Source organism: Massilia sp. ZL223 (assembly GCF_018119395.1).
GTDB lineage: Bacteria > Pseudomonadota > Gammaproteobacteria > Burkholderiales > Burkholderiaceae_D > Telluria.
The window spans coordinates 59,096-77,096 of record NZ_JAGPWD010000020.1 but is presented as its reverse complement, the minus strand read 5'-3'; the positions used below and the strand labels follow the sequence as shown (position 1 = coordinate 77,096).

General features: G+C 67.4%; 20 protein-coding genes and 1 tRNA gene. 7 read left to right on the top strand and 14 right to left on the bottom strand.

Annotated features, from left to right (window positions below):
• Window positions 1-7 precede the first annotated feature (7 nt).
• Window positions 8-2,119: a TonB-dependent siderophore receptor gene (locus tag KBW95_RS13860; protein WP_211525653.1), complete on the bottom strand. Its 2,112-nt coding sequence runs from the start codon at window positions 2,117-2,119 to the stop codon at window positions 8-10.
• 234 nt (window positions 2,120-2,353) lie between these two features.
• On the opposite strand from KBW95_RS13860, the gene KBW95_RS13855 reads away from it, so the two are divergent.
• Both KBW95_RS13855 and KBW95_RS13850 read left to right on the top strand, forming a co-directional pair.
• A complete protein-coding gene (locus KBW95_RS13855) occupies window positions 2,354-3,193 on the top strand; it encodes an SPFH domain-containing protein (RefSeq protein WP_229429744.1) in 840 nt (279 codons plus the stop codon).
• An 11-nt stretch (window positions 3,194-3,204) separates the two neighbouring features.
• Window positions 3,205-3,399: a hypothetical protein gene (locus tag KBW95_RS13850; RefSeq protein WP_211525651.1), complete on the top strand. Its 195-nt coding sequence runs from the start codon at window positions 3,205-3,207 to the stop codon at window positions 3,397-3,399.
• 21 nt (window positions 3,400-3,420) lie between these two features.
• Here the strand turns inward: KBW95_RS13850 and purT are convergent, their stop codons facing one another.
• On the bottom strand, window positions 3,421-4,638 hold the full coding sequence (gene purT, locus KBW95_RS13845) for a formate-dependent phosphoribosylglycinamide formyltransferase (RefSeq protein WP_211525650.1): 1,218 nt from the start codon (window positions 4,636-4,638) through the stop codon (window positions 3,421-3,423).
• Window positions 4,639-4,782: 144 nt separating this feature from the next.
• Between purT and KBW95_RS13840 the strand changes: the two genes are divergently transcribed.
• Window positions 4,783-4,858 (top strand) — tRNA-Asn (locus KBW95_RS13840).
• Between the two features lie 171 nt (window positions 4,859-5,029).
• Here the strand turns inward: KBW95_RS13840 and KBW95_RS13835 are convergent.
• A complete protein-coding gene (locus KBW95_RS13835; RefSeq protein WP_211525649.1) occupies window positions 5,030-5,473 on the bottom strand; it encodes a rhodanese-like domain-containing protein in 444 nt (147 codons plus the stop codon).
• 87 nt (window positions 5,474-5,560) lie between these two features.
• Between KBW95_RS13835 and KBW95_RS13830 the strand changes: the two genes are divergently transcribed.
• Entirely contained in the window at window positions 5,561-7,000 is a 1,440-nt protein-coding gene (locus KBW95_RS13830) for a PLP-dependent aminotransferase family protein (RefSeq protein WP_211525648.1), read from the top strand.
• Window positions 7,001-7,017: 17 nt separating this feature from the next.
• Here KBW95_RS13830 and KBW95_RS13825 read toward each other — a convergent pair whose 3' ends face one another.
• Window positions 7,018-7,911 carry a LysR substrate-binding domain-containing protein gene (locus KBW95_RS13825; RefSeq protein ID WP_211525647.1) on the bottom strand — a complete coding sequence of 298 codons (894 nt, stop codon included), beginning with the start codon at window positions 7,909-7,911 and terminating at the stop codon, window positions 7,018-7,020.
• Between the two features lie 131 nt (window positions 7,912-8,042).
• Between KBW95_RS13825 and KBW95_RS13820 the strand changes: the two genes are divergently transcribed.
• Both KBW95_RS13820 and KBW95_RS13815 read left to right on the top strand, forming a co-directional pair.
• Window positions 8,043-8,438 (top strand): RidA family protein, encoded by a 396-nt coding sequence (locus KBW95_RS13820; RefSeq protein WP_211525646.1) that lies wholly within the window; start codon window positions 8,043-8,045, stop codon window positions 8,436-8,438.
• 1 nt (window position 8,439) lies between these two features.
• Window positions 8,440-9,537 (top strand): NADH:flavin oxidoreductase, encoded by a 1,098-nt coding sequence (locus KBW95_RS13815; protein WP_211525645.1) that lies wholly within the window; start codon window positions 8,440-8,442, stop codon window positions 9,535-9,537.
• Here the strand turns inward: KBW95_RS13815 and KBW95_RS13810 are convergent.
• The 9 genes from KBW95_RS13810 to KBW95_RS13770 all read right to left on the bottom strand — a co-directional run bounded on the left by KBW95_RS13810 (window position 9,534) and on the right by KBW95_RS13770 (window position 15,701).
• Window positions 9,534-10,358 (bottom strand): arylamine N-acetyltransferase, encoded by an 825-nt coding sequence (locus KBW95_RS13810; RefSeq protein WP_211528527.1) that lies wholly within the window; start codon window positions 10,356-10,358, stop codon window positions 9,534-9,536. The genes KBW95_RS13815 and KBW95_RS13810 overlap by 4 nt on opposite strands.
• Before the next feature lie 83 nt (window positions 10,359-10,441).
• Window positions 10,442-11,629 (bottom strand): hypothetical protein, encoded by a 1,188-nt coding sequence (locus KBW95_RS13805; protein ID WP_211528526.1) that lies wholly within the window; start codon window positions 11,627-11,629, stop codon window positions 10,442-10,444.
• A 61-nt stretch (window positions 11,630-11,690) separates the two neighbouring features.
• Window positions 11,691-12,101, bottom strand: coding sequence for a VOC family protein (locus KBW95_RS13800; protein ID WP_211525642.1), 411 nt, complete (start codon window positions 12,099-12,101; stop codon window positions 11,691-11,693).
• Between the two features lie 39 nt (window positions 12,102-12,140).
• Complete coding sequence (locus KBW95_RS13795; RefSeq protein WP_211528525.1) at window positions 12,141-12,584, bottom strand: helix-turn-helix transcriptional regulator; 444 nt, start codon at window positions 12,582-12,584, stop codon at window positions 12,141-12,143.
• Between the two features lie 9 nt (window positions 12,585-12,593).
• On the bottom strand, window positions 12,594-14,093 hold the full coding sequence (locus KBW95_RS13790; RefSeq protein ID WP_211528524.1) for an amidase: 1,500 nt from the start codon (window positions 14,091-14,093) through the stop codon (window positions 12,594-12,596).
• 77 nt (window positions 14,094-14,170) lie between these two features.
• Window positions 14,171-14,587 carry a DUF6691 family protein gene (locus KBW95_RS13785; RefSeq protein WP_211525639.1) on the bottom strand — a complete coding sequence of 139 codons (417 nt, stop codon included), beginning with the start codon at window positions 14,585-14,587 and terminating at the stop codon, window positions 14,171-14,173.
• Window positions 14,584-15,018: a YeeE/YedE family protein gene (locus KBW95_RS13780; protein WP_211528523.1), complete on the bottom strand. Its 435-nt coding sequence runs from the start codon at window positions 15,016-15,018 to the stop codon at window positions 14,584-14,586. The genes KBW95_RS13785 and KBW95_RS13780 overlap by 4 nt, the downstream gene beginning before the upstream one ends.
• Complete coding sequence (locus KBW95_RS13775; protein ID WP_211525637.1) at window positions 15,008-15,337, bottom strand: metalloregulator ArsR/SmtB family transcription factor; 330 nt, start codon at window positions 15,335-15,337, stop codon at window positions 15,008-15,010. The genes KBW95_RS13780 and KBW95_RS13775 overlap by 11 nt, the downstream gene beginning before the upstream one ends.
• A 70-nt stretch (window positions 15,338-15,407) precedes the next feature.
• A complete protein-coding gene (locus KBW95_RS13770) occupies window positions 15,408-15,701 on the bottom strand; it encodes an HNH endonuclease signature motif containing protein (RefSeq protein WP_211525636.1) in 294 nt (97 codons plus the stop codon).
• Window positions 15,702-15,906: 205 nt separating this feature from the next.
• On the opposite strand from KBW95_RS13770, the gene KBW95_RS13765 reads away from it, so the two are divergent.
• Window positions 15,907-17,562: a response regulator gene (locus KBW95_RS13765; protein ID WP_211525635.1), complete on the top strand. Its 1,656-nt coding sequence runs from the start codon at window positions 15,907-15,909 to the stop codon at window positions 17,560-17,562.
• Here KBW95_RS13765 and KBW95_RS13760 read toward each other — a convergent pair.
• Window positions 17,544-17,999, bottom strand: coding sequence for a response regulator (locus KBW95_RS13760; RefSeq protein WP_211525634.1), 456 nt, complete (start codon window positions 17,997-17,999; stop codon window positions 17,544-17,546). The genes KBW95_RS13765 and KBW95_RS13760 overlap by 19 nt on opposite strands.
• Window positions 18,000-18,001: the final 2 nt, after the last annotated feature.

Sequence of the window (18,001 nt, the reverse complement as noted above, 5' to 3'; positions counted from 1 at the left end):
CTCCCGCTCAGAACGCGGCGTGCAGGGTCAGCTCGACGCTGCGCTCCGCACCCATCCAGCAGTTCTGGGCGCTGTGGCAGGCGCCGACGTAGCGCTTGTCGCCCAGGTTGCTGGCGGTGAGGCCCAGGCGCCAGGTCTTGTTGAGACGAAGCATGGCCGCCGCATCGAACACGGTGTGGCTTGGCACGGTGCCGGTATTGGCCGCATCCACCTGGCTCTCGCCCACGTAGCGCACGCCGGCGCTCAGGTCGAGCGCGTCCAGCGGCTGGTAGTTCAGCCACAGCGAGGCCTGCTTGTCGGCCACCCACACCGGCGTCTTGCCGACCAGGGAAGGATCGGAGGCGTTCTCCGTGACTTTCATATCGAGCCCGGTCAGGCCCAGCGTGAAGTCCAGGTGGTCGCTCAGGGCCTGGTTCCACGACACCTCGACGCCGGTGGATCGCACTTCGCCGTTTTGCGTGTACTGCATGAAGTCGGGCGTGTTCACGACCACGTTCTGCTTGCGGATCTCGAACCCGGCCGCGGTGAGCTGGGTGCGACCATCCTGCGAGCGGTATTTCACGCCGCCTTCGATCTGTTTGGCCGTGGTCGGCTTGAAGGCCGCGCCGCTCAAGGAGTCGACGCCCGAGGTTGGCTCGAAGGAGGTCGAGTAGTTGATATAGGGCGCCAGGCCATTCCCGAGCTTGAAGATCGCGGCGATGCGGCCGCTGGTACGCTCCTGGGTGATCGAGGTCGTGCCGCTCGATGGGAAGCCGTCGTAGGTCGACTGCCTGGCGTCCTCGCTGCGGTAGCGATCGCGGCGCAGGCCGCCCAGCAGGGTCAGTGGACCCAGCTTCGCCTCGTCCTGCAGGTAGAAGCCGAGCTGCGACTGGCGGATGCCGTGTGTTTCGGTGTAGAAGCCGAGGGGCAGGGCGGCCACGTCGAACAACTGGTGGTCCGGGCTGCCCAGGTCGATGGACGGCGTGCCGGTGCCTAATGTGTCGCCATAACGCACGCTGGTGCGCAGTTTTTGGTAATCAGCGCCGGCCAGCACGCGGTGGCTCCAGGGCCCGGTATGGAAGCGGAAGGCGAGCTGGTTGTCGACCACGTAGCCGTGCATCGCCTCGTCGGTGAAATAGGCCGAGCGCAGCAGGGTGCGGTTGTCGGCCAGCAGGCCGTTGTTGTAGGAATTGCGCTGGAAGCCGTCCGCCTTGGTGTAGCGGAAGTTCTGCAGGAAGCTCACCGTGTCGTTGAAGGCGTGCTCGAACTTCCAGCCGGAGAGTAGCGTCTCCCGTTCCATGCCTGACCAGCCGGCGTCGCCGGCGAAAGCGTCGGCATCCAGGCGGCCGTAGGGCGCGTCGCGCAGCGTGCCGGTCGCGGGCAGCGGCGTCGAGGGGATCAAGGCCGGATCGTCCTGGTAATACAGGTTGAGGTTCAGTCGGGTCGAGGGGCTGATGCGCCAGGTGAGGGAAGGGGCGAACAGTCGGCGTTCCTCTTTGGTCGTCGCCTGCTGGCCGTCACGCTCGCGCGCCAGTGCAATCACGCGGTAGTCGACGTCTTGCGACAGCGGACCGGTGCTGTCCAAGGCGAGTTCGCGCAAGGCATTGGTCCCGATGCGTGCGCGTACTTGCGCTTCTTGTTTCGAGCGCGGCTGCTTGGCGGTCTGGTTCACCATGCCGCCCGGCGGGGCCGAGCCGTACAGCACCGACACCGGTCCCTTCAGCACTTCCACGCTTTCGGTGGCGAAGGCGTCCACCTGCGGCACCAGGTTCCACAAGCCGTCGTACTGCAGGGGCAGGCCGTCGTAGTAGTTGCGGTAGCTCTCGAAGCCACGGATCGTGTACTGATCGAAGATCGTCACGGTCGAGCGGCTTTCCGGCGTCACGCCCGGCACGTAGCGCAGCGCTTCGTTGACGCTGTCGGCCTGGCGTGCGCTGAGCAGCTCGTTGTCGTAGATCTCGTAGCTCATCGGCGCTTCGAGAGGCTTGAGGTCCGACTTGGTGCCGGTGGTGCGGTAGCCGGCGGCGGTGACGACCACTTGGGCGGTATCGCCTGGGATGGCCTGCGCGTGAGCGGGGAGGAGGGTGGACAGGACGAGCAGGCTGACGAAGCTGCGCTTCGGGATGACGGGCGTAGGCATGAGCTTTTTGTTTTTAATAAGAATGATAATGAGAATAATTATCATTTACAGATGATTTGATGTCAACCACCGATGTATCTGACCAAGCTCATGGAAGAATTACCAAAATTGCTTGACAATAATTTTGGGTGATCCTAAAGTGATATCACTTTGATGTTACTCGCCAGAGAGGAAGACAGCATGAACTCAATACAAACCCGCCGTGAAATGGCTTTTTCGTCCGCAAATGGCTACTTGGCAGCTGTCGTCGGGATCGTGTTGGCGCTGGGCGCCGTGTACGCCTTCACGACAGGGGTGGAGGCGACCGGACCTGTCTTATTCCTGGGCAGCTTGTTGATGGGGCTGGGCGCCGCACTGTGCTTTACCGGCCTGTTCATGCTCCAGCCTAACGAAAGCGCAATCCTGACCCTGTTCGGCAAATACATCGGCACCGACCGCAGCGAAGGCCTGCGCTGGGCCTTCCCCCTGTACGTCAAACGCCGGCTATCCCTGCGTGCCCGCAATTTCAACGCGCCCACGCTCAAGGTCAATGACAAGCGCGGCAACCCGGTCGAGATCAGCGCGGCCATTGTCTGGCGGGTCCGCGACACCGCCCAGGCGGTGTTCGAAGTCGATGATTTCGAGCGCTACGTCTCGATCCAGGCGGAAGCTGCGCTTCGTCACCTGGCCGCGCAATATGCTTACGATGAAGGCGAAGACCTGTCCGCAGGGGAGACCACGCTGCGCGCTGGCATGGATGCGGTCGTCGATGCGCTCAAGTGCGAGTTGCAGGAGCGATTCGAAGCGGCGGGTGTGCAGGTGCTGGACGCAAAGCTCACCCATTTGGCGTATGCTCCCGAGATCGCCCAGGTCATGCTCCGGCGCCAGCAGGCCGAAGCGATCATCAGCGCCCGCGCCAAGATCGTGCACGGCGCCGTGAGCATGGTGGAAACGGCGCTGAAGGGCCTGTCCGAGCGCGGTATCGTCGAGCTCGACGACGAGCGCAAGGCGGCCATGGTCAGCAACCTGCTCGTGGTGCTCTGTTCGGACAAGGAGACCCAGCCGATCGTCAACACGGGCACTCTCTATAACTAGTCCCGACGAGCATGGCCAGTCCTGGTAAAAAAGCGTTCCCGCTACGGATCGACCCCGCGTTGTGGGACGAGCTGCAGCGTCTTGCCGCGCGTGACCTGCGCAGCGTGAACGCCGAAATCGAATTCCTGTTGCGGGAGGCCCTGGCGCGGCGCGGCGTGAAGAACATCGGCGCCAAAGGCAGGGACGAGGGCGCCGCGGACGAGTAGCTGCCTTCGGCGCGGTCCTTGTCAGCGTTTGCCCGGCACCGGCTTCACCTTGGAGGCGGCTTCCAGAGCGCGTGCGCGTGCGGTGTCGATGTCGCCCGCGGTGGCCAGCGCCACGCCCATGCGGCGGCGTGCGAAAGATTCCGGTTTGCCGAACAGGCGGATGTCCACACCCGGCACGCGCAGCGCATCGGCCACCCCTTCGAACGCAATGCCGGCTTGCTCGAGCTGGCCGTAGATGACGGCGGATGCGCCCGGTGTGCGCAGCGAGGTGTCCACCGGCAGGCCGAGCACGGCTTTCGCGTGCAGCTCGAACTCGCTCTGCAGCTGGCTGGCCATCGTGACCATGCCGGTATCGTGCGGGCGCGGGCTCACTTCCGAGAACCACACCATGTCGCCTTTGACGAAGAGCTCGACGCCGAACACGCCCAGGCCGCCCAGGTTGGCGGTGACCTTGGCCGCGATGTCACGCGCGCGTTCCAGCGCCAGCGGCTGCATCGGGTGCGGCTGCCATGACTCCACGTAGTCGCCGTGCACCTGCTTGTGGCCGATCGGCTCGCAGAAACCGGTTTGCACCTGTCCATCGGCCGCGAGCGAACGCACGGTAAGCAGGGTGATCTCGTAGTCGAAATCGATGAAGCCTTCCGCGATCACGCGGCCCGCGTCGACCCGTCCGCCGCTGGCGGCGTAGTCCCAGGCGGCCTTGACGTCCCTAGGGGCGTCGAGCTTGGACTGGCCCTTGCCCGAGGAAGACATCACGGGCTTGACCACGCAGGGGAAGCCGACGGCGGCGCAGGCCTGTTCCAGTTCTTGCAGGCTGCTGGCGAAGCGGTAGGGCGAGGTCGGCAGGCCGAGGTCTTCGGCGGCGAGGCGGCGGATGCCTTCGCGGTTCATGGTGAGCTGGGCGGCGCGCGCGGTGGGGATGCAGGTGATCGCGCCGGCGGCTTCCAGCTCGGCCAGCTTGTCGGTGGCGATGGCTTCGATTTCCGGCACCACCAGGTCGGGGCCTTCCTGGGCGATCAGGGCGGCGAGGGCGTCGCCGTCGGTCATGTCGATGACGTGGGTGCGGTGCGCCACCTGGTGGCCGGGCGCGTTCGGATAGCGGTCGACGGCGATGACTTCCACGCCGAGGCGCTGCAGCGCGATGATCACCTCCTTGCCGAGTTCGCCGGAGCCGAGCAGCATTACTTTGGTGGCGGAAGGGGAGAGCGGGGTGCCGAGGGTGCGGGGAGTCGTGGTCATGGGTGTCTTGGTTTGGAGGCGGGCTGGCACGCGGGGCCAGAACGGGTGCGACTATAACAAAGGGGCACCGGGTGTGCAGGCGGGGCACTATTTATGCCCAGCACTGGTCAAACGCGAATCGACCCGTTATAATGCGGCCTCTTTTCCCTGATAGCTCAGTCGGTAGAGCGACGGACTGTTAATCCGCAGGTCCCTGGTTCGAGTCCAGGTCGGGGAGCCAGAATTCGAAGGGCCGCATGTGAATGCGGCCCTTTTTGTTTTTGTGGCCCGCTGCCTTGAACCGTCGTCCCCGCGAAGGCGGGGATCCAAGTTCATTGCGCAGCCACGAACAATGCTATTGGTCCGCAGGCTAACTTGGGTCCCGGCCTTCGCCGGGACGACGTCACCGTCTTCAGCAGCCGCACTGGGCGGCTTCCTCCGTGCGCCCCGGCTCCATGCCGGTCGCCAGCGGATGCCCATCCCGCTTCCAGAAGTCCAGCCCTCCCAGCAGCTCCTTCACCCTGAAACCCAGCCGCGCCAGCTTCCACGCGCCCTTGGTCGAGCCGTTGCAGCCGATACCGTCGCAGTAGACGACATAGGTCTTGCTACGGTCGAGCGAGGCGGTCGTCTGCTCGTCCATGGTCCGGTGCGGGAAACTCACAGCGCCCGGAATGTGCCCGGCCGCATACAGCGCCGGACTGCGGGTATCGATCACCACGATGGCTTCGACGCCATTGACCAGGTCTTCCGCCAGGTCGGCGGCATCGGTGTGATAGGCCAGCTTGGCCTGCATGAAGGCGGCGCTCTGTTCGGGTTCGGGGGCGGGGAACTGCAGCACCAGCGATTGCGTGGACATCGATTGACTCCTGTGTTGACGATGTCCTCATTCTAGGCGAAGCATGGCATCATCATGGATGCCAATTTTCATTCATCGATAAGACCAATGCCGGATTCCCCGATCGTTCCCGCCCTCTGGATCAGCCTGTTCGAACGCGAGGACCAGCCGGGCCTGCCGCTGCGCGAACGGGTCTGCGCGGCCCTGCGCGGCGCGATCCGCCGCGGCGAGCTGGCGCAGGGCGCCCGCCTGCCGTCCACGCGCATGCTGGCGGCCGACCTGGCGATCTCGCGCGTGACGGCGGAGGCGGCCTACGCCCAGCTCGAAGCCGAAGGTTACGTAACGCGCCGCGTCGGCCACGGCACCGTCGTGTCCATCGCCTCCCCCGGCTGGCAGCCGGCGCCGCCGATGACGGGCATCGACACCAGCGCTACCCTGTCGCGCCGCGGCGCGGCCATCGTGGCCACCGGCGGCTGCCAGGATCCGCTCGTGCCGCGCGCCTTCTGCGCCGGCAGCCCGGATTTACGCGCCTTTCCGGTCGAGACCTGGCGCCAGATCACCGCGCGCCAGCTGCGCCGCCACGGCGCGGCATTGATGGGCTACGGCGACCCGCAAGGCTATGCGCCGCTGCGCGATGCCATCGCCGGCTACCTGGCGCAGTCACGCGGCGTACGCTGCGACCGCGACCAGGTGGTGGTGCTCACCAGTTCGCAACAGGCGCTGCAGCTGCTGGCCATGCTGCTGCTCGATCCGGGCGACACCGTGCACATCGAGGAGCCGGGCTATGTCGGCGCGCGCAACGCCTTCGGCAGCGCGGGCGCGCAGCTGGAGCCGATACCCGTGGACGCCGAGGGCATGAGCCTGCCGTCGCAAGCCGCGCGGCTGACCTACCTGACGCCCTCCCACCAGTACCCGACCGGCGCCACGCTCAGCCTCGCGCGCCGCCTGGCGCTGCTGGAGCAGGCGCAAAGGGACGGCGGCTGGATCATCGAGGACGACTACGACAGCGAATTCCGCTACGATGCCCGTCCGCTGCCGGCCATGCAGGGCCTGGACCGGCACGGCCGCGTGATCTATCTCGGGACCTTTTCCAAGGTGCTGTTCCCTTCGCTGCGCCTGGCCTACGCCGTGCTGCCGCCGGCGCTGGTGGAAGCGGTGGTCAAGGCCCGCACCGTCATGGACGGCCACAGCGCCCAGCTGGCGCAAGCGGTGACGGCCGAGTTCATCGCCCATGGCCACTTTGCGCGCCACCTGCGCCAGATGCGGCTGCTGTACGGTAGCCGGCGCGCGCTGCTGCTGGAGCGGCTGGAAGCGGCGCGGCTGGACTGGCTGCGGCCGCAACCAGGCGCCGGCGGCCTGCAGCTGGCTGCCCACCTGCCGCCGGGCCGGGAAGCCGCGCTGACGCGCCAGGCCGGCGCGCGCGGCATCGCCACGCCCTCGCTCTCGGCACTGTTCATGGGCGCCGACAAGCAGGACGGCTGGCTGCTCGGCTTCGCCGCGCTGCAGAACGAAGACATCATCGACGCGGTCGCGCGCCTGGCCAGCTGACAAAAGGGAGCAGGCCCTCAGCCTTGCTTCGGCGCCTGCGCCTCGGAACGCAGCCAGTCGAGCGCGGCTTCCATGTGCGGCGCCGGCGCGTGCCCCGCGCTGCGCACCAGGTGATAGGTGTGCCCGGGAATGCTCGGACCGAAAGGCTGGACCAGGCGGCCCGCCGCCAGTTCGTCAGCCAGCAAATCCAGGCTCAACAGCGCAATGCCTTGTCCCGCAATGGCCGCCTGGATGGCATGCCCCTCGTCCGAAAACCGCAGCTGGCCGCGCGGCGCCAGCCATGGCAGGCCCGCGGCGGCAAACCAGTTCTTCCACGTCGGGTTCAGCGGATGGTGGCGGCTCCATTTGAAATCGATCAGCGGGAAAGCCGCCAGGTCCGCTGGTCCGGTCACGCCGAGCGCGGGGCTGGCCACCGGCGCGAAACGGTCGGCGAACAGTGGTTCCGACACCATGCCAGGGTAGGGGCCGCGGCCGTAGCGGATCGCGAGATCGGCCTGCTCCGCGACCAGGTCGACGGCCTGGTCCGAGGCATGCAGTTCCAGGTCGATGTCCGGATGCAGCCGGCGAAACGCGGCGACGCGCGGCGCCAGCCAGCGCGCCATGAAGGCATTGGTCGCGGAGATCGTGACCTGGCGCCGCACCTGGTTCGCGGCCAGGGCCTGGAACACCGTTTCGAAGGCGTTGAAGCCGTCGCGCAGGACCGGATAGAGCTCTGCACCCGCATCGGTCAGGACTACCTTGCGCACCTGCCGCTCGAACAGGCGCAAGCCGGTGTAGTCCTCCAGGAAGCGGATCTGGTGGCTGACCGCGGTGGGCGTCACGGCCAGTTCGCTGGCCGCGAGCTTGAAGCTGCCATGCCGGGCGGCGGCCTCGAAAGCGCGCAGTGCGGAGAGGGGAGGGAGTCGCCGCATGGGTCTACAGGTGAAATAAACTCATCTTATGCCTGACAACTATGCGTTTGTCAACGCGGGAGCGGACGCCTATCTTCCTCCTGCCGGCCGGTGAAGGCCGGTTTTCAGCATTCACGGACAAGGAGGCCATCGTGCTCGAACGCATCACCACTCAACCAGACAATTACGCGCCTTTCCTGCTGTCGCAGGGCATCCGCTTCGGCAAGCTGCTGTTCATCTCCGGCCAGGCGGGAGCGGGCGACGACGGCCGGATCGTCGAAGGCGGTTTCCGCGCCCAGGGCGAGCAGGCGTTCGCCAACCTGCGCCGCGCGCTCGAAGCAGGCGGGTCGAGCCTGAAGGACGTCATCAAGGTCACGATCTTCGTCACCGACATGGGCAACTTCGAGGAGGTCGTGGCCTTGCGGCGCAAGTTCTTTTCGGCGCCGTACCCGGCCGACACCATTGCCGAGATCAAGGCCTTGTATGATCCAAAAGCCATGATCGAGATCGAAGCAATTGCCGCGGTCCGCGACGATGCGGAGCGCTAAGATGGGCGCGCCGCACCAGCATCTGTTCGACCCGCTCGCGATCGGCCCCATGCTGCTGCCCAACCGGGTGGTGGTCGCCCCTATGACCCGCGTCAGCGCAACGGAGCAGGGCCGCGCCACGGAAGAGATGCAGCGCTACTACCGGTCCTTCGCCGAGGGCGGCTTCGGCCTGGTGATCACGGAAGGGATCTATACCGACAAGGCGTATTCGCAAGGCTACCTGCGCCAGCCCGGGCTGGCGGACAGCGCCCAGTGCGATGCATGGCGGCCCATCGTCCGGGACGTGCACGCAAGCGGCGCGCGCATGGTGGCGCAGCTGATGCACGCCGGCGCGCTGTCGCAGGGGAATCCCTATCGCAGCGGTACGCGCGGCCCCTCCGCCGTGCGGCCCAAGGGAGAGCAAATGAGCTTCTACCGCGGCGCCGGGCCTTACGCCCTTCCGCAAGCGATGAGCGGCGATGAGATCGTCGAGGCGATTCGCGGCTTTGCCGATGCGGCGGCCAGGGCGCGCGAAGCGGGTTTCGACGGCGTCGAGATCCACGCGGCAAACGGTTACCTGCTCGACCAGTTCTTGAGCGAGGCGATCAACCTGCGCGAAGACCGCTACGGCGGCATGCTTGAGCGCCGCCTGCTGCTGATCGTCGAGGTCGTGGAAGCGGTGCGCCATGTGGTCGGTCCCGGTTTCGCCGTCGGCATACGCATCTCGCAAGCCAAGGTCAACGATTTCGCCTATACCTGGAGCGGGGCGGAGAGCGATGCGGCGCTGGTCTTCGGGACGCTGCGCAAGCTGCCGCTCGACTACCTGCACACGACCGAGTTCGAGGCGTGGAAGCCCGCATTCGGCACGGGGCCGAGCCTCGCGGCGCTGGCGAAGCGCTACGCCGGCCTGCCCCTGATCGCGAACGGCTCGCTGCACGATCCCGAACGGGCCGCAGCCCTGGTCGGCAGCGGCGAGGCCGACGCCGTCTCGCTGGGGCGCGGCGCGCTGACCCACGCCGACTGGCCGCGGCGCGTGCGCAAGGGCGAACCGATCGACGACTTCGACCGCGCCATCCTGTCGCCGCTCGCCGATCTTGCCAACGCCGCGGCCCGGCGCTAGCCCGGTTGTCCGGCGTGCTGTTCGACGATCCGCCCGATCCGTTCATGCAGGCCGGGAACGCGGTCGGCGGCGATGCACAGTTCTCCTTGCAGCAGCACCATGATCTCGCCCACGCTGCCGAGCTGGCGCACGACCGGCTCGGCATCGATGCCGTAGACGCTGTAGCGGGTGTTGTGCAGCACCTGCCTGCCGCGCGCCGTGGTGCGCACCGCGATCAGGTCGCGCGTGAAATGCGAGTTGGGGTGGGTGGATACGTACCAGTTGCCCATCTCGAAGTCCGGCATATAAGCGGGCGTCATCTCGAAGATGTAGAGCGGCGCCCATTCTCCGGCCTGCTCGGTCTCGAGCCTGTACCCGGCCGGGTCTTCCATCAGGCGGTAGCGCCCGTGCGGCGTGCTCTGCGCCAGGTCGGGGACAAGGCGCAAAGGCGCGGTCGGCGTGGCCTTGCCGAAACCGGTGTCCGCGATCCAGGTCTCGCCTTCCGCCTCGACCAGCACCACGAGGTGGGTGCGCGGCGTGACCACATCCGGCGGGACATTCGCGCGCACGCGCGCCAGCAGCGGGCGGGTGGCGAAGCCCAGGCTGTCGAGCGCGTGGCGGAACATCAGGTTGTGCTCGAAGCAGTAGCCGCCGCGCTGCTGCGTGAACTTGTCCACCAGCGAGGGAATGTCCAGCCTGACCGGCTGGCCCGAGAGCGGCGTCAGGTTCTCGAAGGGAAGGGTGTGGGTGTGGCAGCGCTGCAGCTCCCTGAGGGCGGCGATGCCGGGCTTGCCTTCGTGGCGGTAGCCGATCAGGTCGAAATAGCGGGACAGTTCACTCACGGGCATCTCCTTGCAGGGGTTGTTCGACATGAGCGGCAGTGTAGAACCTCAAGTCAGGTTGAGGTCAACCCATAAAACCGATTTTATTGCTGCACTTCGAAACGGAACCGGCCAGGGGGCAGCATGAACGCCGGCGCGGGTGCGCCTGGCGTCAGCAGCAGCGCATCGACAGGCACGGCGTCCATGCCGTGCTCGCGGTCGTAGGCGAGCACCAGGCGTTCGCCGGACTGGGGCAGCAGAGCCTTCGGCACGCTGGTCGCCGTGCGCCCGGCCAGCGAGGACAGCCATGCGGGCCGGCCGTCGCGCAGCCCGTAGTCCGGGTGCAGGATATGCATGTCGACGAAGCCGCCCAGGCCGCGCAAGGAGGCGCTCGCCCCGCTGGCCTGGCGCAGCGCCATCGGCGCGGCGGGCTTGTGCCGGTCGAGCAGCGCGCGATAGAGCGGATCTTCCGCCGCTTGCGCGCTGCGCGCGTAGAACGCGAGCTGGTCGATGTGCAGGGTCGCCTCGGGGCCGATCAGCTCCCGCAGGTGGGCGCCCATGGGCTTGATGTCGCCGACCTGGCGCTTGCCAAGGTGGTGGTGGCCGACGTGGATCAGCACTTTCGCATCCGGGTCCTGGGCGAAGATGCGCTCGTGGATGTTCCTGGCCTGGCTGCGTTCCCTGAATGCGATGCGCTCGCGCGGGCTCAATGCCGTATCTTCTTCTTCGATGTCGTAGCCGACCAGGGTGAAACCCTCGGCCTGCAAGGTGCGCACCATGCCCGCGAATACCGGGTCGCGGGTGTAGTAGCCGTCGCGCCAGGTCAGGTAGCGGCCGTTCGGCAGGACCGGCGCGTTGAAGGCCTCCGCCGCGAAATACCGGTAGCCGATCTTGCGCAGTTCGACGGCCAGCTTCTGGGTGAAGGCGCGGTGCATGGCGACCGTGTGGTCTTCGTTGATCAGGACCGCGCGCTTGTCCCTGGCCGCGGCGACGATCATGCGGATCGCATCGTCCGCCTGCACGCTGTCCAGGGCGCGGCGATCCGCCTCCGACAGGGCGGGCGTGCCGCCTGGCCGCATGCGTCCGCGATCCATGGTGGCCAGGGCGCCGGCGGCGTCGCCGGTAAAGATCTGTGCGTTGGCAAGCCCGGTCAGCGCGCCCGTGTCCGCAGGGCGCGCAGTGGCGGCGGCGCGCGCTTCACGCAAGCTGTCGAACTGCGCGAGCTGGGGCGCCGCGGCGGCAGCGGCGGCCATGAAGAAGACGGTGATCGGAAGCAGTGCGCGCAGCCTCATTCGGGACACTCCTGGAAAGCTCGTGTCCCAGTGTAGCTGCTCGGTTCTGCGCCAACAAGCTTCAGCGCAGCTCCTGGATGCGCAGCATGTTCCCGGCCGGATCGCGCACCGCACAGTCGCGCACGCCGTACGGTTGCTCGGTCGGCTCCTGGACGATGTCGGCCTCGCGCGCCTGCAGGCGCTGGAAGACGCCGTCCAGGTCGCGGGTGGCGAACAGCAGCATGGCGTAGGTGCCCTTGGCCATCATCTCGGCGATGGTGCGACGCTCGTCGTCGGTCACGCCCGGCGCGACGCCCGCGGGCGACAGCACGATCGAGGTGCCGGGCTGGTTGACGGGACCGACCGTGATCCAGCGCATGGCGCCATAGGCCACGTCCTTGCGGACTTCGAAGCCGAGCACATCGCGGTAGAAAGCCAGGGATTCTTCCGCGTCCTGGTGCGGCAGGAAGGTCGAGTGGATGCTGAGGTCCATGTGTTTGCCTTTCTCTTTCAGGTGATGGGAAACGCCAGCTTAGCGGGACTCATCCGGCGGCGCTTCTTGATTCCTGATCGGACGCGTGATTTGTTTCGCCACGCAGGGCGGAATGCCATCCGTGGCCTGCGCCGACTCGGTCCGGTAGACGCTCGGCGGCACGCCGACCAGTTCCGTGAAGCGGGTGCTGAAGGTGCCCAGCGAGGAGCAGCCGACCTCGAAGCAGACCTCGGTGACACTCATGTCGCCGCGCCGCAGCAGGGCCATGGCGCGCTCGATGCGCCGGGTCATCAGGTAGGAATAGGGCGACTCGCCGTAGGCCAGCCGGAATTGGCGGCTCAGGTGGCCGGCGGACATGTGGACGCCGCGCGCGAGCTCCTCGACGTTCAGCGGCTGCATGTAGTCGCGGTCGATCCGGTCGCGCACGCGGCGCAGGCGCGCCAGGTCGCCCAAGCGCTGCGAGAAGGCTTCGTCCTGGGTCATCGCCTGAGCTTATGCCGCGCGCGTCATGGCCGGCAGCCGGCCGAACCAGGGCTGGGCCTGTTCCAGCTGGGCCGCCAGCTGCAGCAGGCTGTCCTCGCGTCCGAACGGCGCGACGAACTGTACGCCCATCGGCAGGCCGTCCGCGGTCCAGTGCAGCGGCACCGACATCGACGGCGTGCCGGTGAGGTTGGACAGCTGGGTGAAGGGCACGTAGCGCAGGTTGTCGCGCGCGATCCGGTCGACCGTGGCGTCCAGCAGGCCCAGGCGCGCCAGCAGTCCCAGCAGGCCGCTGCGCTGCAGGAAGCCCAGCACTGCCTGCTGGGACGCGGGCACGTCGCCTTCGCCATGCCGGATGGGTGGATGGGCCAGGGTCGGGGTGAGCAGCATGTCGTAGCGCTGGTGGAAGCGCCCGAGCGCCCGCGCGTAGGTATTCCATTGCGCCATCTGCTCGGTCAGCGCCGGCGCCTTGACCGCGCCTCCCAGCGTGAGCAGCAGGCGCGTCATCAGTTCGACCTCGCTGCCCGCCGCGCCCAGGGCCTTGTTGCGCGCCACGATGGCCGGCACCTGGCCGAAATAGATGTGCAGGTAGCTCGTGGCCAGCGCAGCGCCGTCGATCTCGGGCGCGGCTTCCTCGACCTCGTGGCCCAGGCTGGCCAGCAGCGCCGCCGCGTGCCGGACCGCGGCCGCCGCTTCCGGATGGACCTCGGAGCCGATCGGCGAGGCGGCGGAGAAGCCGATGCGCAGGCGGCCCGGCGGGCGCCGCATCAGCTCCGCATAGGGCGCGGCCGGGGGCGCGATGACGAAGGGATCGCCCGGCTCGGCGCCCTGCAGCAGGTCGAGGGCGCGCGCCGTGTCGCGCACGCTGCGCGAGAGCACGCCTTCGCTGGAGGCGCCGAACCAGATCTCGCCCGCATGCGGCCCCGCCGACACGCGTCCGCGCGAGGGGCGCAGGCCGAACAGGCCGCAGCAGGCGGCGGGAATCCGGATCGAGCCGCCGCCGTCGTTCCCGGCCGCCATCGGCACGATGCCGGCCGCCACCGCCGCGGCCGCGCCGCCGCTCGAACCGCCCGGCGTGTGCTCGAGGTTCCAGGGATTGCTGGTGCGTCCGAACAGGGCCGGATCGGTGACGCCCTTGAGCGCGAACTCGGGCAGGTTGGTCTTGCCGAACACGACCAGGCCGGCCTCGAGATAGCGCCGCACGACGGCGGCGTGCTCGCGCGGCACATGGCCGCACATCGAGCGGCTGCCGTTGGTGGTCGGCAGACCCGCATAGTCCTGCAGGCCGTCCTTGATCAGGAAGGGCACACCGGCGAAGGCGCCGGCCAGCGGGCGCGCGAGCTGGGCGCGCGCCTCGTCCTCCATCAGGCGGCAGACCGCGTTGACCTGGCCGTGGACCTGCGCATGGCGCGCCAGCGCCGTGTCGAGCAGCGCCCGGGGCGTGACCTCGCCGGAGGCGACGAGGGCGGCGAGCGAAGTCGCGTCATGGGTCAGGTAGTCGGCGAATTGCATGGGCAAGGTGGGAGTTGAGTTTGCCCAAGATGAAATATTCTGCCGCCTGCCTTGTCAAGGAAAAACTGCTTCCGTCCTCAGCCTTTCCTGCGTTCGATCAGTTCGTAGATGCCCATCCCGGCCAGCATGGCGCCGAAGAACAGCAGCGGCTTCCAGCCGCCCAGGGCCAGCGAAGCGACGGCGGGGCCGGGGCAGTAGCCGGCAATGCCCCAGCCCACGCCGAAGACCAGGCTGCCGAGCACCAGGCGGCGGTCGATGGCGGATGCCGTGGGCAGGTTCAGCGGCTCGCCCGTCAGGGTGCGCTTGCCGCGCATGCCGATGGCATAGGCGGGCGCCGTCACCAGCAGGGCCCCGCCCATGACGAACAACAGCGAGGGATCCCAGGCCCCCGCCAGGTCGAGAAAGGCCAGCACCTTGGCCGGGTTGGTCAGGCCGGACAGGATCAGGCCGATACCGAACACCAGTCCGGCCAGGATTGCGCTCAGGAGTCTCATGGCCAGCTCACATGCCGCAGCAGATAGACTGTCAGGAAGCCCGAGGCCATGAAGGCGGCGGTGGCGGCGTAGGAGCGCGGCGAACGGCGCGCCATGCCGCAGATGCCGTGGCCGCTGGTGCAGCCCGAGCCGTAGCGGGTGCCGAGCCCGACCAGCAGGCCGGCCAGCAGCAGGGCAGGGAAGCCGGCCTCGACCTCCACTTCAGGGAGCGGCGCGGCCAGGACGTAGAACAGGGGCGCAGCCACCAGGCCGCCCAGGAAGGCCAGGCGCCAGCCACGCTCGCCGGACGGTGCGCGCAACAGGCCCCCGACCAGTCCGCTGATCCCGGCGATACGCCCGTTCAGCAGGAGGAAGGCGGCGCTCGCGAGGCCGATCAGCATGCCGCCCGCCAGCGACATCCAGGGCGTGAAGTTGTTCCAGTCAATCTGCATGTTCGCTCTCCTGCGGGCAGTACAGCCCATATAACACCTGCAAGACGGCCAGCGCATCAAGGCTGGCGATCCGGTAGAACACCTGCTTGCCTTCGCGCCGGGTGGCGACCAGGCATTCGTCGCGCAGCACGGTCAGCTGCTGCGACAGGGTGGGCTGGCGGATGCCGGTCATGGTTTCCAGCGTGCCGACGGCGAACTCGCCCTGGGTCAGCTGGCACAGCAGCAGCAGGCGGTCGGGATTGGCCAGGGCCTTGAGCAGGCTGCTGGCTTGGCCGGCGGCCGCCTGCAATTTGCTTAGATCGGGAGGAAAGGAAGACATCGTCAGGGCTCAAACAAAATATGAATCGATAATATATTATATTATAGATGGTTGAGCCTGGAAGACCGCCTCAGCGGCGCTGCTTCTTGTCCTTGGCGGTATAGGTGCGCGTGTAGAACCCGGGCGGCTTCCTGGCGACCCAGGCGATGAAGGACCGGATGTCCTCGTGTGCGCGCAAGGCTTCCCAGGTATGGTATGTATTCAATAATTCCCGCTCAGTAAATGCCGAGTGAATCTTGCGGTGGCAAATTTTGTGAATCGGGAATTGCTCCTTGCCCTTGAAGGTTTTCGGGACCAAGTGGTGGCGGTCAATGTTTTCCGTCCCCAGTGGCCTCCCGCACAGTGGGCAAAGCTCGTCGCTCATGCGTGCTCCGGCGTTGGCGTGGGCTTTATCTGCCATGCATATGGAGGCGTCCGCAGCCCTTGCAAGGTATTGCTTCCCGATACCGGGGGCGGCAGGCGGACACGGGCACTTGTGACAAGTTAATCGTGTAGAATTAACGCTTACCTTTTTGCAATACGTTTAGAACCACCTTGGTACCACCAGCTCTGAAAGCGACGCCGTTGCAATGATCGAAGACGATTCCTCCGCCTGCTCCGTACTGCTCATCGACGACGAGCCTTTTGCGCAGGACATCATCGCGCACGGCTTGCAGGGCTGCATCAAGCACCAGCTATGCTATGAATCCAGCCCCGCGCGCGCGGTCGAGGTGGCGCGCCAGGTGAAGGCGACGGTGGTGCTGGTGGACCTGCGCATGCCCGACCTCGACGGCTTCGAGGTCATCGCCCGGCTGCGCGCCGATCCCGAGACCGAGGACATCCCGGTCATCCTGCTCTCGTCGGAAGACGATCCCGACATCAAGGCCAAGGCCTTCGCCGTGGGCGCCAACGACTACCTGGTCAAGTGGCCCGACCCGCGCGAGCTGGTGGCGCGCGTGCGCTACCACAGCGGCGCCTGCAACGCGCGGCGCCAGCGCGACCAGGCCTTCGCATCGCTGCGCCTGAGCCAGGAACAGCTGGCCGCCAGCCAGTCGGCCCTGCACCAGGCGCAAAAGATGGAAGCGATCGGCCAGCTGACCGGCGGCGTGGCCCACGACTTCAACAACGTGCTGCAGATCATCGGCGGCAACCTGCAGCTGCTCAAGCTGATCGGCGGCCTGAACGCGGCGGCCCAGACCCGCGTGGAGATGGCGCTGGCCGGCGTCGAGCGCGGCGCCAAGCTGGCCTCGCACCTGCTTGCCTTCGCCCGCCGCCAGCCGCTGCAGTCGGTGGTGATCGACCCCGGCCACCTGCTGCGCGAGATGGACGACATGATGCGCCGCGTGCTGGGCCCGAACGCGCGCGTGGTCACCGACATCGCGCCGGACCTGGGAAGCACCAACGTCGACCCCAACCAGCTCAACAACGTGCTGCTGAACCTGGCGATCAACGCCAGGGACGCGATGGGCGGCGCCGGCACCCTGACCATCGGCGCGCGCAACGTGTACGGCAGCGAGGGCGGCGGCGCGCTCCCGCCCGAGGTGCAGCGCGGCGACTATGTGGTGCTGGAGATCAGCGACACCGGCAAGGGCATGCCGCCCGAGGTCCTGCAGCGCGCCTTCGAACCCTTCTTCACCACCAAGCCGACCGGGCAGGGTACGGGCCTGGGCCTGTCGATGGCCTACGGCTTCGTCAAGCAGTCCGGCGGCGAGATCGTGCTGAGCAGCGAAGTGGGGCGCGGCACCACCGTGTCGATCTACCTGCCGCGCAGTGGCGCGGCGCCCGCAGCGGCCGAGCCGGAGCACCACATGCCCCTGACGGGCGGCCTGGAGACGATCCTGGTGGTGGAAGACGAGGAAGACGTGCGCTCCTCGACCTGCGGCATCCTGTCCGCGCTCGGCTACGACGTGCTGGAAGCGGCGGACGCCGCGGCGGCGGTGGCGATCATCGACAGCGGCCGCCAGATCGACCTGGTGTTCACCGACGTGATCATGCCGGGACCGGTCAGCAGCCTGCAGCTGGGAGAGATCGTGCGCGAACGGCTGCCGGACACCCAGATCCTGTATACCTCGGGCTATGCCGAGGGCGTGCTGGCGCACGAGGGCAAGCTGGACGCCTCGGTCCACCTGCTCCAGAAACCCTATCACCCGGACGCGCTCAGCGCGCGCATCCGCCACCTGCTGCGCCGCCGCGCGCGGCGCGCGGCAGGGAAAGCGTCAGGCGAAGCTCACTTCGGCTTGACGTAGCGGCGCGAGCCCGGCGGCGGTTCGTTCAGCACCGCCCAGAAGATGCCGAGGTCGGCGATCGCGCGCAGGAAGTCGGCGAAGTCCACCGGCTTGACCACGTAGGCGTTCACGCCCAGCTCGTAGCTGCGCACCAGGTCCTGTTCTTCCTTGGACGAGGTCAGCATCACCACCGGCATCGGGCGCAGCGTCTCGGTGGCGCGGATTTCCTTCAGCACTTCCAGGCCGTCGACCTTGGGCAGCTTGAGGTCGAGCAGGACCACGGCCGGATTGCCGAGCGGACGCTCGCTGTACTCGCCGCGGCGGTTCAGGTAGTCGAGCGCCTCGGCGCCGTCGCGCACGACCACGACCTCGTTGGCGAGCTGGCTCTTGGCCAGCGCGATCAGCGTCAATTCGAGATCGTTGGGATTGTCTTCCACCAGCAGGATGGGCTTGAGCATGG